This is a genomic window from Myxococcota bacterium (genome assembly GCA_039030075.1).
Classification (GTDB): domain Bacteria; phylum Myxococcota_A; class UBA9160; order UBA9160; family SMWR01; genus JAHEJV01.
This window is the reverse complement of record JBCCEW010000004.1, coordinates 287,903-304,081: the sequence shown is the minus strand read 5'-3', so window position 1 is coordinate 304,081 and position 16,179 is coordinate 287,903. Positions and strand designations below refer to the sequence as shown.

The following is a 16,179-nucleotide window of genomic DNA, read 5'->3' as shown; positions in this document are numbered from 1 at the left end:
TGTAAATATCGGACTGAAACAGTCCGGGATCACTCAACAGTGTTCCCCGGGGGGAATTCTCGGATCTCGGCCTCTCGCGGCGCGCCGTGCGGTAGGCGCTCAGGCCGATTCAGGGGACCAGGGAACCGAGGACGGGCATCCCGCCACGAGGCCACTCTAGGGGCGGCGCTTGAAGTTGGCCCGGCGCGCAGACCCAGCTCGCGCCCAGCGCGCGCATCCGCGCCTCGGCGGTGTCCGGGTCGGCGTGGCCCGCGAGCGCGACTCCGGCGAGGTGTCGGGCGTAGGGGGCCAGGGCGGTCTCGACCGGCGTGTCCCCCAACGGATGGACGCGCACGAAGCGGTAGAGCGGAGCCGGCCGCACGCCGAGGTCGGCCTCGCAGACGACGGTCCAGGGATGGGGATCGCCGCGGAACAGGGCGACGCGACCCTCCGCTGCAGCTCGTAGCTCGGCGTTCGCCCGCTCGTGGGCCTGGGCCGCCTGGGCGTCGGCGGGCACCGCGCCCCGCGGCCAAGCGGCGCTCTGGTGGTCGAGGGCCTCTCCGAGCGCTGCACCGACCGCTTGACACGCATCCGTGTCTCCCGCCACGAAGATCGCCAATGGAGACAAGCAGCCGAGCTGGTCCCACAAGCAGACGTCGACGGCGAGGCCGGCCGCGGCGCGTGCCAGTTCTGCACCCGTGGCTTCGGGACCGAGCCAGGCGAGCGACAGCTTGTGACCGTGGCGCAGGAGCCGCTGGCTCGGAGCGATGCGCGCCGCGATCGCGTCGACGGTCGCGTCGGAGCCCGTTGCGACGACGCAAGCGGCCTCGAGCAGCACGCCCATGGCGTCCTCGTCGTCGCTCGCCGCGGGTGTCACGCGCAGGGCGCGGGCGAGGTCCGGGTCGACGGCGGCCAGCGCTTCGGCGACGAGTGTCGGTGTGAGTGGATCCCGCGAGGCCGGCTTCACCCGCGTCGGCGATCGCGCCGCGAGCGGCGCGAGCATCCCGAGCAGGCTCGGCATGGGAAGGCTTCCGGCGAGGATCACCGCGGTGGACGCGGCCCCCTTCGCCCAGACGCCATCGCAATGCAGCTCGCGTTCGGCGAGCGCGGCGAACGCGTCGGCGGTCCAGGGGGCGAGCGCGCGTTCGAGCCCGGCCTGGACCACCGGGGCCGAGAAACCGACGGCGCGGGGCAGCGCGGCTTCCAGCCGCTGTCGCTCCGGAGCGTTGGCGTCGCGGAAGCGCTCGAGGGTCGCGCCGAGCGCGGCGACGACACGCTCCGCCGGGCGCGCGCGCAAGGCCGTCGCTGCCGCGTCGAGCGCCGCGATCTCTCGGCGCAGGGCGTCCGCGTTCACGCTCGCGCTTCGCCGAGCATCGCATCGAGCGCGATCGAGCAACCGCGCTCTTCGGCGCCGGGTTCGCGCCCGAGCACTTCGAAGCCGCCGTCGTGCCAGCGGCCGAGGTCGGCGGTCTCTACGGCGAGCACGCTTCCTGTGTTCGCGAGGTCGTAGACGACGAGACGGCCGACTTCGCCCAGTGCCACGTCGTTCGCCCGGTGGCTGTCGCGTCCCGGTTCGATACAGCGCACGCGTGTCCATGGAGGCAGGGTCTTGCGACGCGGCGCGGTCGGGTCGCGCAGCACGGCGTCGTAGAACTGACTGCCGAGCTCGGTCATTCCGTACTGGTTGACGATGCGCGACGGCGGGACACCGAGTCGCCGCTCGATCCAGGCGTGGAGGTCGTCGCGGGTGACGCTGCGGCTGCGCCCTTTGAAGCCGCCGGTCTCCATCACGCGGGTCCCGGCGGGCAGCGGGAAGCGCTCGTCGATGGCGTCGAGCGCTTCGAGCAGATGCACGAACGCGAAGGCCGTGCCGCCGAGCAGCACCGGTCGCTCCGAGGCCGCCAGCCGTCCGAGGGTGCGTCGCGCGTGCGCAATGTCGAGCTCACCGTCCACCACCCAGTGGCTGCTTTCCGGAGCGCCGGCCCGCGCCAGCATCGTGTCGAACATATGCGAGAGCGAAGAGTCCGGCGCTTCGTGGGTCGCCGGGGCGAGGGCGTGCATCTCGATGCGATCGCCCGGTGCGACGTCGGGCAGCAGGTGGCGGCGGAAAGACGCTTCGAGGGACGCCTCGTAGACGGCCAGGGTGTCGAGGTGGAGTGCACCGCGTGCGTCGGTCGAGGTGCCGCTGGTCCGGAAGACGTGCTGGGTCCCGGCCTCGGGAAACGCGCGCAGGGCCACTTCCTTGAACGCGCCCGTCGGGACCGGCGGGATCAGGCGCCAATCCGTCAGCCGGTCCGGATCGACATCGCGGCCTTCGCAGAACCGTCGATAGGGCGCGCAGTGCGCGAACTGGTGGGCGAAGAGCGCGCGTGCGAGCGAATCGAAGCGCGCTTCGTCATCGCGCCAGTCGGGCTCACGCGCCCACGCGATCACGGCGGCGTCGAGCTCGGCGCGCGACGCGCTCACGCCAGCACCTCCGCGATCGCGTCGAGGGCGGCGTCCCAGGCCTCGCGCCCGATCGTGAGCGGCGGCGACAGTCCGATCACCTGGCCGTGGTCGCCCGAGGGCAGCGTGATGAAGCCGCGGCCGAGGAGCGAACGCACGGCGTGCAGCGAGACCTCGGCGTTGCGACAGGCGACGCCGATCATCAGCCCGCGGCCTCGCACCTCCTCGACCGCGACGGTCTCGCCGAGGCGCTCGCGCAGTTGCGCCAGCGCTTTGCCGCCGAGCTCCGCCGCGCGCGCGGCCAGTCCTTCGCGGTCGATCACCTCGAGTGACGCCAGTGCCGCCGCGCAGCTGGGCGGGTGTCCGAGGAAGGTCTGGGTGTGGAGGGCCTCGCCCATGGAAGCGGGCCAGGCGTCCATCACCTCGCGCCGGCCGATGCACGCCGAGAGGGGCATCCCCGAGCTGAGGCCCTTCGCCACGCACAAGAGATCCGGGACGACGTCGGCGTGTTCGCAGGCGAAGCCCGCTCCGGTGCGACCGAAGCCCGTGTAGACCTCGTCGGCGATCAGCAGCCAGCCGTGGGCATCGCAGAGCGCGCGCAGTTCGGGCAGGAAGTCGTCGGGCGGTACGCGTTCTCCCCCCCGCCCTTGGATCGGCTCGACGATCACCGCGGCAAGGGTGTCGGCGTGGGCGGCGGCAACGCGACGCACGTCCGCGATGTCTCCGAAACGGGCGTGGTGCGTGCGCGCCGGGAGCCGCGCGCGGAACGGCTCCTTGAAGTCACCGCGCGCCGTCAGGTCGAGGGCGCCCATTCCGAGGCCGTGGTAGCCGCCCTCGAAGGCGAGGACGTCGCTCTTCCCCGTGGCGAGCAGGGCCGTCTTCAGCGCGGCCTCGACGGCGTCGCTTCCCGACGACCCGAGGACGGCGCGCGCGGGGCCACCTCCCGGAAAGCGCGCGGCCAGAGCTTCGAGGAGTTCGACCTTCACCGCGGACGGGTGGACGTCGCCCATGCCGTGCATCAGCTGCTCGGACTGGCGGGCGACGGCGGCCACCACCTCGGGGTGGGCGTGGCCCGCGTTCGCCACGCCGAAGGCGCCGGACAGATCGACGAAGCGGTTGCCGTCGACGTCCCAGACGTTGGCGCCCTGGGCACGTTCCCAGAAGATCGGCGCCTCGGGCTCGAGACAGGTGACGTTGCGGGATTCGACCGCGGCCAGACGCTCGGCGAGCGCCCGGGACCGCGGTCCCGGCACGCGCGTCACGAGCGCGGGGAGCTGGTCGGTCGGGGCGGCCACGGCCGACGCAGTGTAGCGGTACGATCCCGCCGTGAAGGCGCCTCGTGCCACGCATTCCGCTGCGCTCGAGCCGGTCCACCGCATCGGGGTGGGAGGCCAGCCGCTCGTGTGGCTCGCGCACGCGTCGGGGCCAGACGCCGCCGCGCGCGACGCAGGCCTGGCCGGGCTGGGTTTCGACGTCGTACGCCCGACGCTGGCGCAGGACGGGAGTCGCGAGTCGCTGCGCGCGGCGCTCCAGGCGCATCTCCGGGACGTCTGCGGCTTCGTCGCGGTGACGGCGGTCGGGGTGGGGGCGGCTGCGGCCGCTGCGATCGAGCTGGCCCAGCGTTTCCCGGGTTGGGTGCGACAGCTCGTGCTGCAACCCGACGGTGCGGCGCTGACGGTCGCGGGCGACGAGCACGCCACCCCGACCTGGGTGCTCGACGACGGCGCGTTCGCGCGGGCACATGGGGCGTCATTCTCGAGACTCGTGTGTCGACCGCTCGCAGCCGGCGCGGATCCGACCCGGCGCGCGTCGGCGCTGCTGGGCACGCTGCATTTCGAAGCGCGCGCGGTCCCCGTGCCTCCCGGTGGCTCCACTGCGCTGGTGGCCCTGGGCTCGAACCTGGGCTGCCGGGAAGCGCATCTCGCCCACGCCTGCGCGCGGCTGCGCAGCCACCCCGAGATCGGGAACCTCGGGGTCTCCCGGGTGTACGAGACGGCGCCCGTCGGTCCGGGCGACCAGGGCCGCTACCTGAACGCCGCCGTGCGCTTCGAGACGCTGCTCCCGCCCGAGGCGCTTCTCGATCTGCTGCTCGAGATCGAAGGCGAGCGCGGACGCGAGCGCAGCGTGCGCAACGCGGCGCGCACCCTCGACCTGGATCTGCTCTTCTACGACACGGCGCGCTTCCGCACCCCGCGCCTCGAAGTGCCGCACCCGCGGCTCGCAGAGCGAGGCTTCGTCCTCGAACCGCTCTGCGATCTCGAACCCGAGCGACGTCTCGCCGACGGCGAGACTATCGCCGAGCGCGCCGCCGCCTTGCGCGACCCCGCGGCCGTGCGCGTGCGCGCGGCCTGACCCCCGATCATCGAAGCATCGACCCCGAAGAGGAGTTCCCATGGCCATCGCCGCCGTCAGCATCTCGCCCGTGGGCGCGGGCACCAGCGTCTCGAGCTACGTGGCGGCCGCGCTGCGGGTGGTCCGCGCTCAGGACCGCGTGGGTTATCGCCTCGACCCGATGTTCACGACCCTCGAGGGCGAGCTGGCCGACATCTACGCCCTGGTTCAGGCGATGCAGGAGGCCGTGTTCGCCGCCGGGGCCGAGCGCGTCGGCACCGTGCTCAAGATCGACGACCGCCGCGATCGCGCCGTTGCGATGCAGGAGAAGGTCGACCGGGTCGAGGGGCTGCTCGCAGACGAAGGGTGAGCGCGTCGGGATTCCCGACCCGGACACTCGTAATACCGATTCCAAGAGTCAGGATTTGTTGAAATAGGCTTGGGTTCGGGTAGCTTTCTTCCGATCCGAGGAGAGTCATGGCCTCTACCGAACCCCGTGTCCTTTCGAATCACGTTCGAAGCCAAATCGAGAGCGGTGAGGCCGAGAACTGGAGCCCCCAAGAGATTCTGACTTGGGGAATCAAGTATTTCCGTCCGAAGATCGCGTTGTCGTGTTCCTTCGGAGCGCCCGAGGGCCTCGTGCTCCTCGACATGATGCATCGCATCGACCCGCGCTCCCGGGTCTTCGTGCTCGACACCGGCCGGCTGCCCCAGGCGACCTTCGACCTGATCGACCGGGTGCGCGACCGCTACGACAAGAAGGTCGAAGTGATCGCACCGAACGGCTCGGACGTCGCCACGATGGTCACCGAGCACGGCATGAACCTCTTCTACGATTCGGTCGAGCAGCGCCAGCGCTGCTGCAACGTCCGCAAGGTGCAGCCGCTCAACGCCTACCTGTCGGGCCTCGAGGCCTGGGTGACGGGCCTGCGCCGCGATCAGAACGTCACGCGCACCGACACCCCGAAGATCCAGATCGACCACACCCACGGCGGGATGGTGAAGCTGAGCCCGATCGCCGACTGGACCCGCGACCAGGTCATGGAATACGTGGCCGCGCACAACGTCCCCACCAACCGCCTGCACGCGAAGGGGTATCCTTCGGTGGGCTGCGAGCCCTGCTCGCGGGCCGTCCGACCCGGCGAAGACTCCCGGGCCGGCCGCTGGTGGTGGGAGAGCGCCGAGACCCGCGAGTGCGGGATCCACGTCGGCGAAGAGAATCAGGGATCGGGGATCTGATGCACGGACGCGACACGGGGAAATCGGCGCGGGAGGCTCATTGGAGCCGCCGCGCGTTCTTGAAGCACGGCGCCGTCGTCGGAGCGGGCGCCGCGCTCGCGCCCTGGTCGGCGCTCGCCGACACCCACGCGGGCAAGCTGCCGACCCAGCTGCTCGAGGACAGCGAGTTCGTCTACATCTCACCGCTCAAGAGCGACGGGAACGAGAGCAGCTGTCACGGCGAGGTCTGGTACGGCTGGCTCGACGACAGCGTCGTGATCAACACGGCGCCCGGCACCTGGAAGGGGCGCGCGCTGGCCAAGGGCCTCGATCGCGCCAAGGTCTGGGTCGGGAACCACGGTCGCTGGAAGGGCCTGCTCGGGAAGAACGAGGCGTTCCGCAAGGCGCCGTTCTTCGAGGCGAAGGTCACCTCGGTGGAAGGGGATCCGGCGCTCTTGAATCGCCTGCTCGCCCTCTACGAGACGAAGTACCCGGCCGAGATCGCCGATTGGCGCGACCGCATGCGCCGCGGCTACGAGACCGGCGAACGCCTGCTGCTGCGATACGCGCCGGTCTAGGACGCGCCGCGTTCGAAGCGCACGTGGTTCACCAGGCGTCCCACGCCTTCGATCTCGATCTCGACGACGTCGCCATCGCGTAGCCAGCGCGGGGGGTCCGAAGCCGCGCCGACCCCGCTCGGGGTGCCGGTGAGGATTACGTCCCCCGGCTCGAGCGTGAACAGGTGGGACGCGAAGGCGACGATCTCGGCCACCGAGAAGAGCATGTCCTTCGTGCGCCCTTCCTGGCGGATCTCTCCGGACACGCGGGTGCGGATGCCGAGATCCTGGGGGTCGGCGATCTCGTCGGAAGTGACGAGGGCCGGACCCAGCGGCGCGAACGTGTCGCAGGATTTCCCGATGAAGTGCTGGCCGCGCACGTTCTGGTAGTCGCGGGCGCTGACGTCGTTCGCGACGCAGTAGCCTGCGATCGCCGCCGTCGCCTCGCGCGGGCCGACCGCTGTGGCGCGGGAGCCGACGACGACGGCGAGCTCGCCCTCGTAGTCGGGCTGGGTCACCGCGTGCGGGACGACGATGTCGTCGCGCGGCCCGACCACGCACGAACTCGCCTTGAGGAAGAGCACCGGTTCCTCGGGAAGCGAAGCGGCCCCGCGTTCCCGGGCGTGGTCGGCGTAGTTGCGAGCGACGCCGATCAACTTCCCCGGCTGCGGCACCGGCGACGAGAGCCGCACCGAGGAGCGTGGCACGACGATGCCGGCGCTGCGCAGGTCGGGCCCCTCGTAGTCGCTCACCGCGGCGGTCGCGAAGGCGAGGGCTTCGCGCGCGCTCGCGAGGGCAGGGGCCCCGTGCTCGAGGAAACGGCGCGGGTCGGCGGGAATGCGCGACTCGGCCTCGGCTTCCGGGGCACCCGCGTCTTCGCGCCCGAGCTTGACGGCCAGCGCCCGCGCGAGATCGACCACCGCCTGTCCGCCCTCGCCGTACTCGAGGAGGGCGCCGAGGCGGAGGGCGTGCCGATCGAGGGGCACGTCCTCGGGGCCGGCGTCGCGGGTACGCGAGACCAACGGGTCCCGCGGGTCCAGGGCGAAGCTCACCAGCTGCACGGGGCGCCTTCGTTTCGGTAGCGCCCGCGATGCGCAGGCCGGGTGCAAGCGAGGCGGTCAATCGGGCGACCGCAGGGCGCTTCTCGGCGAGCGCGTCGCTTGGCGCTGGGCGTTCGGCTCAAGCTCTCGGTCCCCCCGGCCGATGAACGCAGATGGACGCCCTCAGTCTATCACCGGAGGTCCTCATGACGCTCTCACCCCAGCTTCGCAGTCTCGGTCATCGCATCGGTCGGATCGGGGGATGGATCGCCGTGGCCACGATGATTGCGCTGTGGTCGCCCGGCGTGGTGCTGCAGGCGGACGCCGAGCCGCTGGCCTCCTACGAGCCGGGTGAGATGTGCCAGGCTGGCCCGAGCGTCGAACAGCAGGCGGTCCAGCTGGAGCAGATGATGCAGCTGATTCAGGCCCAGCTGGCCCACCAGGGCGGCGATCCGGGCGAAGAAGCGGTGACGCTCAACAACCGCGGCTTCAACTACGGCCCCGCGAAGTCTCCGGGCAACGGCCTGATCGACCTCGACGCGCGCCTCCAGTAGGCGCCGCTCGCGCCGCGCCCCGGCTCCGCGTTTTGACACGCCGGGGGGAAGGGCCGTAGCCTCCGGACGGGTGTCTGGAGCTTCATGAACCCGTCCTCCACGTTGCGGGTCCGCCGCGCGATCGCCGGGCTGTTTCTCGTCTGGGCGCTGCTGGCCATCGTCCTTTCGCTCGCCGCGCTGCGGGCGCCGGGCGAACGCCTCTACCACCCCTTTACCCACACCCGCATCGGTGCGACTTCGGTCGTCTACGAAGTCTCCCCGAGCGCCGCCAACGGCGGCCTGGTGGCCGGCGACGTCGTCCTCGCCATGAACGGGCTGCCCTACCACGAGGTCTTGCGCGCCGGTGTCGAGCAGCTCGACCCGGGTGTGGCCAACGTCTACACGGTCGAGAAGCGCGACGGCAGCCAGCTCGACGTCACGCTCGCACCGGTACCGATCGCCTGGGCCCAGACCCCGACCGTCAGCGCCCTCCACGGCTTGATGGTGGTGGTGGCGGCGATGTACCTGCTCACCGGCGGGGCGGCGTGGTGGTTGCGGCACGACCGCTCGGAAGCGTGGGCACTCCTGCTCTTCTGCTGCACGATGGCGGCCCAGCTCTCGACCTTTCCCCAGACCAACCTGATCACCTGGGGTTGGCCCCGTCTCTTGATCAACGTGCCCCTGATCGGCGCGACCACCTTCCATCTCTTCACGACCTATCCCATCGAGCCCGGCTGGATCGTCCGCAACCGGCGCATCCAGAACCTGCCCTACGTGTTCGCGGCGCTGTTGGCCGGTGTCTCGCTCCTGGGCCCGGCACTGGGTCTCGGTGCCGGGCTCGGGCTCAACCTCTCGTTCGCTTTCGCCCAGGTGCTGCTCGTGACGTCGCTCTTGATCCTCGGGATCGAACGACGTCGCCACGGTGACGGCCCGCTGCGCGACCAGGCCGACCTGATGTTCTGGGCGGCGACCGTCAGCTTCCTCCCGGTCGTTTTCATCTACGGCGTCGAGTGGCTGATGAAGATGCCCACCCCCTACTACTCGTTCGCGCTGCTCTGGTCGTTCCTGTTCCCGGTGTCGGTGGGCTACGGCATCGTCCGGCGCCAGCTCTTCGACGTGCGCAACGTCGCGAAGTCGTCGGCCGCCTACGGCGCCGCGACCCTGGCGATCACCGGCATGTTCGCCTTCTTCATCACCTTCGCCGACGCGGCGGTGTCCCGGCTGAACATCAACTTCCGCTGGTTCCAGGTGAGCTTCCTGTTCCTGGCGATCCTCGCCTTCAACCCGCTTCGCGATCGGCTCCAGAATCTGGTCGACCGCTTCTTCGACCGGGATCGCGAGGCCTACCGGGTGGCGGTGCGCGAGATCTCCGAGGCGATGGTGTCGATGCTCTCGCTCTCCGAGATCGCCGACCGCATTCTGCTCGCGCTCACCGACACCATGGGCGTCGAGCGCGCGATGGTGATGATGGTCGACGACGACGGCAAGGTGCTCTTGCCGATGGCCTCGCGTGGCGAATGGGACGAGGACGCGCTCGCCACCGAGATCCGCTCGGATCACGCCATCTGGAAGCACCTCTGGATGCGGCGTGAGGACCTCTCCCGCGTCGACTTCGACGACGAACCCGACATCGAATACCGCGAGGCCTGTCGCGACATCTTCGACACCCTCGAGGTCGAGCTACTCGTACCCATCCTCTACGGCGTCGATCTGTTGGGTGTGATCGCGGTCGGCCGCAAGATCTCCGGGGATCGCCTCGTTGGCGACGACCGGACGCTGCTGCGCACCCTGGCGAACCAGTCCTCGATCGCGATCGAGAACGCGAAGGCCTTCGACGAGATCGCGAAGCTCAACGAGACGCTGGAGGCGCGGGTCGAGGAGCGCACCTCGGAGCTGCGGGATACCCAGGCCCAGCTCGTGCAGGCCGAGAAGATGAAGAGCCTGGGCCAGCTCGTCGCGGGCGTGGCTCATGAACTGAACAATCCGATCGGCTTCGTCCACGCGAATCTGCAGCTGCTCGACGAGTACATCAAGAAGCTCGTCGACGTGCAGCGGAACCAGGGCGACCCCACCCGCGCCCAGGAGGCGATCGGGAAGCTGCTCTCGCGTAGCCGCGAGGGCACCGAGCGGGTGAAGAAGATCGTCCAGGACCTTCGGACGTTCTCGCGGATGGATCACGCCGAGCTCCAGGACGCGAACCTCCACGAAGAGATCGATCGCACCCTGGCGCTGATGGAGCCGCGCTTCAAGGCGGGCATCGAAGTCGTTCGCACCTATGGCGAGATCCCAACGGTGCGCTGCTACGCCGGACAGCTCAACCAGGTGTTCTTGAATCTCCTGATGAACGCCTGCGACGCGATGGAAGACCAGGGACGCATCACCATCGAAAGCGGGTCGGGGCCGATCGGCGTGCGTCTGACCTTCACCGACAACGGACCCGGGATTCCCGAGGACGTGCGCGGCCGGATCTTCGACCCGTTCTTCACCACGAAGCCCGTGGGCGAGGGGACGGGCCTCGGGCTCTCCCTGTCCCACGGCATCATCGAGCGCCACGGCGGGCAGATCGCCGTCGAGTCCGGCCCCGACGAGGGCACGCGTTTCGTGATCGATCTGCCGCTGGTGGCCGCGGCCGATGAGGAGCTGGACGCCGCCTCCGCTTCCTGAGCGGGGTCGCGCTACTCCAGGACGTCTCGCTCGCCCTCGATCTCGAGCTTGCGGTCGACGCCGATCGCGACGGGTTCGATGCAGACTTCGTCGGGACCGAGGTGCGGACGGCCGTCCGCGGCGGTTTCCGGCTCGAGGACGACCAGCTTCGGCTGGTAGCCGGGCGCCTTCACGAAGATCTTGTGCGGTTCGTCGGTGCGCAGCACGACTTCGTCGACGCCGGCTTCGAGCAGCTCACCGTCGACGTAGATCGAGACCTGCTCGGGAACGCAGCGCAGCCGCACGGTCTGCGAACTCACGCACGCGAGGGGCACGACGGACCCGAAGAGTGCGAGCATCAGCGTGGTCTTCGCAGGCGTTCGGCGAAGTCTCCCCATCGCGGAGAGCCTAGCAACCCGCTCCTCCGATAGACTTGCCGCCATGACGGGGGAGGACAGCTCGGGCTCTCTGGGACGCCAGGCCGACGCGTTGGACGGGAGTGCCGACGCGCTCGATCGGCATGCCGACGTGCTGATCCTGGGCGGGGGCATCATCGGGGCGAGCGTCGCCTACCACCTCGCCTCGCGCGGCGCGCGCAACGTCGTCGTCGTCGACCTGGATCTCGCCGGGGTCTACGCGTCTTCAGAGCTCAACGCCGGTGGCGCCCGCGCCACCTGGTGGCAACCGGTGAACATCGATACGTGCCGGGAGACCCTCGACTTCTTCTCGGTCCACGCCGACACCTTCGGCTTCGACCGCAGTGGCTACCTCTGGCTCTACGACGACGCGGAGCTGTACCGGCAGGCGCAGGAGAAGCGCACGCTGCAGAACCGGCACGGGCTCGGCGTCGAGTCGTGGAGCGTCGCCGACGTCGCCGAGCGCTTTCCCTGGCTGGACCGCAACCTCGACGAGCTGGTCGGGGCGACCCACTCGCCCCACGACGGTCTCGTCAACCCGAACGCCGTCCGCACCTGGTACCGCTCTCAGGCCGAGGAGCGGGGCGTCCGCTTCCTCAACCGCCACTACGCCAGCGGTGTCGAGACCCGGCGGGACGCGGGCGCCGGCGGCAGCCTGCGTCACGTGTCGGCGGTCCACGTCACCGAGGTCGAGCGTCGCGGCGTGCTCGAAGACGCGGGTCGGGTCCGCGACATCCTGGTCACCCACCGCGTCCCGCGCCCGATGCAGGCCGCCGAGGTGCGCATCGGCTGCGACGTGGTCGTGAACTGTCTCGGCGCCTGGTCCCCGGTGTTCTCGGCGAAGGTCGGCATCACCGACGTCACCGAGCCCGTGCGGCGCCAGATCTGTCTGGTCGACGTGCCGAAGCCCAGCGAGGTGGCGCTCGAGGCCCACGGCATGGTGGTCGACGCGAGCGACGTCTACTTCCACCCGGAAGGCCCCCACGTCCTGGCCGGCTACTCGCTGCCCGACGAGGCTCCCGGATTCGACTTCGACTACGACGGCCGCGAGTTCTTCGAGGAACACGTCTGGCCCCGCCTCGCCCACCGCTCGAGTCGCTTCGAGCGCTGCGGACACGTCCGGGGCTGGTCGGGTCTGTACGCCGTCACCCCCGACTGCAGCGGCATCGCCGGCGCGGTGCCCGGCTTCGCGAACCTCTTCGAGGCCCATTCCTTCACCGGTCGGGGCGTGATGCAGTCCTACGGCGTCGGCCAGGCGATGGCCGAGCGCGTCGATACGGGCCGCTACGGCGCGCTCGACCTCTCGGCCCTCGAGCGGACCCGCTTCGTCGACCCGTCGCGCTGGGTCCCCGAGGAGCTCCACATCTAGCGGAGCCCGCTCAGGAGAGCGGCGGCGAAGGCAGCGGAGCGCGTCCGTCCTGTGCGCGCCGGGGCCGTTCGCACCAGCGCTGCAGGAGGGAGAGGTTCGCGTCGACGCGCTCGACGCAGAGCTTTCGGACGTCGAAGCGGTCGAGCTCGTTGTCGAAGAGCGGGACTGAATTGCGCGCCGCCAGGGCGAGGGACACGCGGGTTCCCGAGGGCTCTTCGTCGACCAGGGTGTAGGTCTCTTCGAAACGGAACGCGCCGAGCGCGACCGCTGTCCGCAGTCGGGCCTCGGGCAAGATCTCGATCGGCTCCTCGCTGCAGCGCACCTTGACCGATCCCAGCAGACACAGCCATTCGGCGGCTTGTCCCAGCCGGGGGTGTCCGGGCGCCGGGGCCTCCAGCGAGAGGCGTCGGTCGTCCCAGCGGATCAGTTCCGACGGCAGCGTGAGCGCGTCCCACACCCGCTGGCGCGGGCTTCGAATCACCTTCGACATTGCGATGGTGATCAAAGGCTCGTCGACCCCCCACACAAAGGATGCCCGAGTCGCAAGGAGCTGCAACTGCGCAAGTGCCCTTGCGAGCGGCGTCCCGAGGGCTCTAGCGCTCGCGCAGCCGACGCTCCGAGGTCCGGACCCGGGCCGACATGACCCGCAGCAGCTCGAAGGCGATCTCGGGCATCTGCATCACCAGGGTCTTGAGGCTGGGACCGTCCAGCGCGAGGGCTCGCGCCGGCTCGCGGACCACCACACTCGCGCTGCGCGGCTCGTTGTCGAGGATCGCCATCTCTCCGAAATAGCTGCCCGCTTCCATGGTCGAGAGGCGTTGGGCCTCGGGCGTATCGTGGCCGAGCCAGGCATCGGCGCTGCCTTCGAGCAATAGGTAGAGCTCGCCCCCCGCATCGCCTTCCCGGACGATGCACTCGCCCGCGACGAAGGTGCGCTCGACGGCGAGTTGATTGATCGCGTCGAGTTGGTCGAGGCTCAGATTCTCGAACAGGGGCACGCGCTTGAGCGCGAGCAGTCGCTCCATGCTTCCCGAGCCTCCGCCGGCATCTTCGCCCACCCCGGCGTGGCCCGTCGACAGCCGGTACCAGCGGTCGCCGGACGCGCGCGCGAGTTCGAGGAACGCGGCTCGATCCGAGGGCAGGGCGACGGCGCCACCGAGCGACGCCAGCCGGTCTTCGAGGTCGCCCTGCTCGTGCATCAGCACCAGCATGCGTGACGCTTCGCGATCGCCGAGGTTCGACAACACCTCGAGCGCGTCGCCTCGCGCCCGCGACGATCCGAAGCGCAGCGCCTGCTCCACGTTGCGGATCACGCGCGGGCTCTCCAGCGCTTCGAGGGCCCGGAAGGCCAGCCGGCGATGGCGCATCAACGCGTCGCCGGCCGCGAGTTGCAGGAAGCGGTCGGCGAGCTCCTGGGCCCCGTGGAGCGTGCGGCTGCCCACGATCGCCTGCCAACCGAGTTCGACGCGGCGGCGGAGCTCGGCTGCCACTCGCTTCCGTTTCTCCGGGTGTTCGCTGCCGGCGATCGCATCGAAGGCGGCGGTCGCCGTGCTCTCGTCGGCGCTGCCGAGAAAGCCGAAGGCCGCGGCCGCCCCATCGGCGCCGCGCGCGCTCAAGGCACGGGTTGCGGCTTCGCGCACCTCGCCCACCGGGTCGGCCAGGAAGCGCGCCACCGTCGAGAGCGACTGTGGTGCGTCGCGGCGACCCGCGACCCCGAGCGCGGCAGCGCGAACCGCCGGTTCGTCGGCGCCGAGCGCGTCCTCGAGCTGGGCTTCGGGGAGAGTCTCGGGAAGGCTGCGCGCGAGGCTCTCGAGCGCCGCCTGCCGCACCGCGGGCGAAGCGGCGCCCGCAGCGTCGAGGAGTGCCGTCGCGAAGCGGCCGTCGCAGCGCGCGAGGGCGGCGCTGCGCACCGACGGGTCCTCGTCGGCCAGCAGCGGGGCGAGAGCGGCCTCCGGGTCTGGCTGGAGCGCGGCCGCCGCGGCCCGCACGGTCGGGTCGCGATCATCGAGCAAGGGTCGGGCGGCGCCGCTGGCCCGCTTGGGGTCGTGTGCGAAGGCGCGCAGAGCGGCGAGGCGGACCTCGGGCGCCGGATCCGAGATTGCGCCCTCGAGCGCAGGGACCGCCTCGTCCGAGCCCGCCATGGCCTCGGCGCAGTGTCGCCGCACCGACGCCAGCGGATGGTCCAAACCCTGGATGAGGGGCGCGACCAGGCCGCGCGCGCCGAGGCTCGGGATCAACTCGAGCAGCGCGCGGGACGGACGCTGGGTGTCGCTGCGCAGCAGCTCGGTGCACAGATCCGCGAGACGCGCGGCTTCCCAGGCGCCGATGTCGGTCTCGACGTCGGCGAGCTCGAGGCGGCCGCTGCGGATGCCGTCGATCAGGGTGCGCAGGTAGGCGCGACGCGCTCCGAGGTTCGCCGCCAGGTAGATCGCCGCGGCCACGCCGCCGGCCAGAGCGAGCAGTCGCAGATCGGGCGTCTCGATCAAGACGAGCGCGATCCCGGCAACGCTCATGCCCGCGTACACGACGATCCCCTCCAGGAATGCGCGGATCCTGCCTCGGAAGCGCGGGGGCAGGGCGTTGAACACGAGCGTGCGCACGGGCTGGGCGAGGGCGTTCTCGACGAGCTCGCGGTTCACGCGTGCGGCGATGGCGGTCGCCAGCACCGGCGACACGAACAGGGCCCCGAAGCTCCCGAGCAAGAGCACCGGATGGGCGACGTGGCTGCTCGCGACGCCGAAACGTCGAATCGCCAACGGCGTGATCCACAGCTCGATCACGATCTCCACCGCGTTGGTCACGGCGAGATAGATCGAGAGGAAGACGGCGAGGTCGGCCGGGTCGGGATACGCGCGAACGAAGAGGTCCGAGTAGATGTACTGGGCGATGAAGAGCGCGAGCACCATCCCGATCGCCGAGACCACGAGCCAGCGACCGAAGCGGGAGCCGCGCAGGTAGCTCACCGCTCCGCGCACGCCCTCCATGCTGGTCTCGTCCGCCTCCTCCAGGGTGAGCGGTCCCCAGCGGCGCAGTGGTCGCCGCGCGGCGAAGAGCAGGGCGCTCGCCGCCACGAGCAGCGCACCCCAGACGAAGAGCGTCGCGAGCGGCCCGGCGAAGCGCGCCGTCGCCGCGCCGACCAGGCCGCCGAGCAAGCCCCCCACGCTCGCGCCCACCGTGAACACCGGGAACAGACGCTTGCTGGCAAGCGTGTCGAAGTAGTCGCCCGAGAAGGTCCAGAAGTGGTTCGTGAAGATCGACTGGGTCAGATAGAAGGCGGCGACCAGCGCGTAGAGGACGGCCGCCGAGGGCACCGAGACGAGGAGCGGAACGGCCCCGAGCGCGACCCCGGCACCGAGCAGCATCTGGGCGAAGAGCTGATCGTTGCGCGCCCGTCCCACCCACGCCGCGTAGAGGAGAGAGCCGAGCACGGTCACCACCGAGGCGACTACGAAGGCGCCGGGCAGATGCTGGGCGGAGAGGGCGGCGAGGAAGAGCGCCTCCGAGCCCGCCAGGCCGACGGTCTGAGCGGCCGTCACCAGCAGCAGGAGGCTGGTGAAGAACAGGGTCCGGGAGCGCTCGGGGCGGCGCACCGCGGGCAGCAGGCGCCAGAGGGGCTCGCTCCAACCGGCCATGGGGGCGGAGGATAGG

The 16,179-nt window shown here is 70.6% G+C and carries 14 protein-coding genes; 7 read left to right on the top strand and 7 right to left on the bottom strand.

The window, feature by feature from the left end; all coding sequences use genetic code 11:
* Window positions 1–109: 109 nt before the first annotated feature.
* From AAF430_06545 to AAF430_06535, 3 genes are read right to left on the bottom strand one after another with little or no spacing between them, the layout of a single operon-like run.
* Window positions 110–1,333, bottom strand: a complete 1,224-nt coding sequence (locus tag AAF430_06545) for an acyl-CoA reductase (protein MEM7409873.1) — start codon at window positions 1,331–1,333, stop codon at window positions 110–112.
* A complete protein-coding gene (locus tag AAF430_06540; GenBank protein MEM7409872.1) occupies window positions 1,330–2,445 on the bottom strand; it encodes a hypothetical protein in 1,116 nt (371 codons plus the stop codon). The genes AAF430_06545 and AAF430_06540 overlap by 4 nt, the downstream gene beginning before the upstream one ends.
* Window positions 2,442–3,719 (bottom strand): aspartate aminotransferase family protein, encoded by a 1,278-nt coding sequence (locus AAF430_06535; GenBank protein ID MEM7409871.1) that lies wholly within the window; start codon window positions 3,717–3,719, stop codon window positions 2,442–2,444. Before AAF430_06535 ends, AAF430_06540 begins: the two co-directional genes overlap by 4 nt.
* Window positions 3,720–3,750: 31 nt before the next feature.
* Here AAF430_06535 and folK point away from each other — a divergent pair, with 31 nt between their 5' ends.
* The 4 genes from folK (at window position 3,751) to AAF430_06515 (ending at window position 6,551) form a co-directional block, all read left to right on the top strand.
* The gene (gene folK / locus AAF430_06530) at window positions 3,751–4,776 is read left to right on the top strand and encodes a 2-amino-4-hydroxy-6-hydroxymethyldihydropteridine diphosphokinase (protein MEM7409870.1); all 1,026 of its coding nucleotides are present in this window, start codon (window positions 3,751–3,753) and stop codon (window positions 4,774–4,776) included.
* 40 nt (window positions 4,777–4,816) lie between these two features.
* Window positions 4,817–5,125, top strand: a complete 309-nt coding sequence (locus AAF430_06525) for an MTH1187 family thiamine-binding protein (GenBank protein ID MEM7409869.1) — start codon at window positions 4,817–4,819, stop codon at window positions 5,123–5,125.
* A 107-nt stretch (window positions 5,126–5,232) separates the two neighbouring features.
* Complete coding sequence (locus AAF430_06520) at window positions 5,233–5,994, top strand: phosphoadenylyl-sulfate reductase (protein MEM7409868.1); 762 nt, start codon at window positions 5,233–5,235, stop codon at window positions 5,992–5,994.
* Window positions 5,994–6,551, top strand: a complete 558-nt coding sequence (locus AAF430_06515) for a twin-arginine translocation signal domain-containing protein (GenBank protein ID MEM7409867.1) — start codon at window positions 5,994–5,996, stop codon at window positions 6,549–6,551. The genes AAF430_06520 and AAF430_06515 overlap by 1 nt, the downstream gene beginning before the upstream one ends.
* Here AAF430_06515 and AAF430_06510 read toward each other — a convergent pair.
* On the bottom strand, window positions 6,548–7,591 hold the full coding sequence (locus AAF430_06510; GenBank protein ID MEM7409866.1) for a fumarylacetoacetate hydrolase family protein: 1,044 nt from the start codon (window positions 7,589–7,591) through the stop codon (window positions 6,548–6,550). The two genes, AAF430_06515 and AAF430_06510, sit on opposite strands and share 4 nt — an antisense overlap.
* Before the next feature lie 185 nt (window positions 7,592–7,776).
* On the opposite strand from AAF430_06510, the gene AAF430_06505 reads away from it, so the two are divergent.
* Both AAF430_06505 and AAF430_06500 read left to right on the top strand, forming a co-directional pair.
* Window positions 7,777–8,124 carry a hypothetical protein gene (locus tag AAF430_06505; protein ID MEM7409865.1) on the top strand — a complete coding sequence of 116 codons (348 nt, stop codon included), beginning with the start codon at window positions 7,777–7,779 and terminating at the stop codon, window positions 8,122–8,124.
* Window positions 8,125–8,208: 84 nt separating this feature from the next.
* Complete coding sequence (locus tag AAF430_06500; protein ID MEM7409864.1) at window positions 8,209–10,767, top strand: ATP-binding protein; 2,559 nt, start codon at window positions 8,209–8,211, stop codon at window positions 10,765–10,767.
* Between the two features lie 11 nt (window positions 10,768–10,778).
* Here the strand turns inward: AAF430_06500 and AAF430_06495 are convergent, their stop codons facing one another.
* Entirely contained in the window at window positions 10,779–11,144 is a 366-nt protein-coding gene (locus AAF430_06495) for a hypothetical protein (protein ID MEM7409863.1), read from the bottom strand.
* A gap of 43 nt (window positions 11,145–11,187) precedes the next feature.
* Between AAF430_06495 and AAF430_06490 the strand changes: the two genes are divergently transcribed.
* A complete protein-coding gene (locus AAF430_06490) occupies window positions 11,188–12,531 on the top strand; it encodes an FAD-binding oxidoreductase (protein MEM7409862.1) in 1,344 nt (447 codons plus the stop codon).
* Between the two features lie 10 nt (window positions 12,532–12,541).
* Here the strand turns inward: AAF430_06490 and AAF430_06485 are convergent, their stop codons facing one another.
* On the bottom strand, window positions 12,542–13,021 hold the full coding sequence (locus AAF430_06485) for an SRPBCC family protein (GenBank protein ID MEM7409861.1): 480 nt from the start codon (window positions 13,019–13,021) through the stop codon (window positions 12,542–12,544).
* A gap of 103 nt (window positions 13,022–13,124) precedes the next feature.
* Entirely contained in the window at window positions 13,125–16,163 is a 3,039-nt protein-coding gene (locus AAF430_06480; protein ID MEM7409860.1) for a HEAT repeat domain-containing protein, read from the bottom strand.
* Window positions 16,164–16,179: the final 16 nt, after the last annotated feature.

Excerpts from the sequence above, each read along its gene's own strand:
- AAF430_06525 (MEM7409869.1), top strand. The coding sequence starts at position 4,817 with ATGGCCATCGCCGCCGTCAGCATCTCGCCCGTGGGCGCGGGCACCAGC.
- AAF430_06520 (MEM7409868.1), top strand. The coding sequence starts at position 5,233 with ATGGCCTCTACCGAACCCCGTGTCCTTTCGAATCACGTTCGAAGCCAA.
- AAF430_06515 (MEM7409867.1), top strand. The coding sequence starts at position 5,994 with ATGCACGGACGCGACACGGGGAAATCGGCGCGGGAGGCTCATTGGAGC.
- AAF430_06505 (MEM7409865.1), top strand. The coding sequence starts at position 7,777 with ATGACGCTCTCACCCCAGCTTCGCAGTCTCGGTCATCGCATCGGTCGG.
- AAF430_06500 (MEM7409864.1), top strand. The coding sequence starts at position 8,209 with ATGAACCCGTCCTCCACGTTGCGGGTCCGCCGCGCGATCGCCGGGCTG.
- AAF430_06495 (MEM7409863.1), bottom strand. The coding sequence starts at position 11,144 with ATGGGGAGACTTCGCCGAACGCCTGCGAAGACCACGCTGATGCTCGCA.
- AAF430_06490 (MEM7409862.1), top strand. The coding sequence starts at position 11,188 with ATGACGGGGGAGGACAGCTCGGGCTCTCTGGGACGCCAGGCCGACGCG.
- AAF430_06485 (MEM7409861.1), bottom strand. The coding sequence starts at position 13,021 with ATGTCGAAGGTGATTCGAAGCCCGCGCCAGCGGGTGTGGGACGCGCTC.
- AAF430_06480 (MEM7409860.1), bottom strand. The coding sequence starts at position 16,163 with ATGGCCGGTTGGAGCGAGCCCCTCTGGCGCCTGCTGCCCGCGGTGCGC.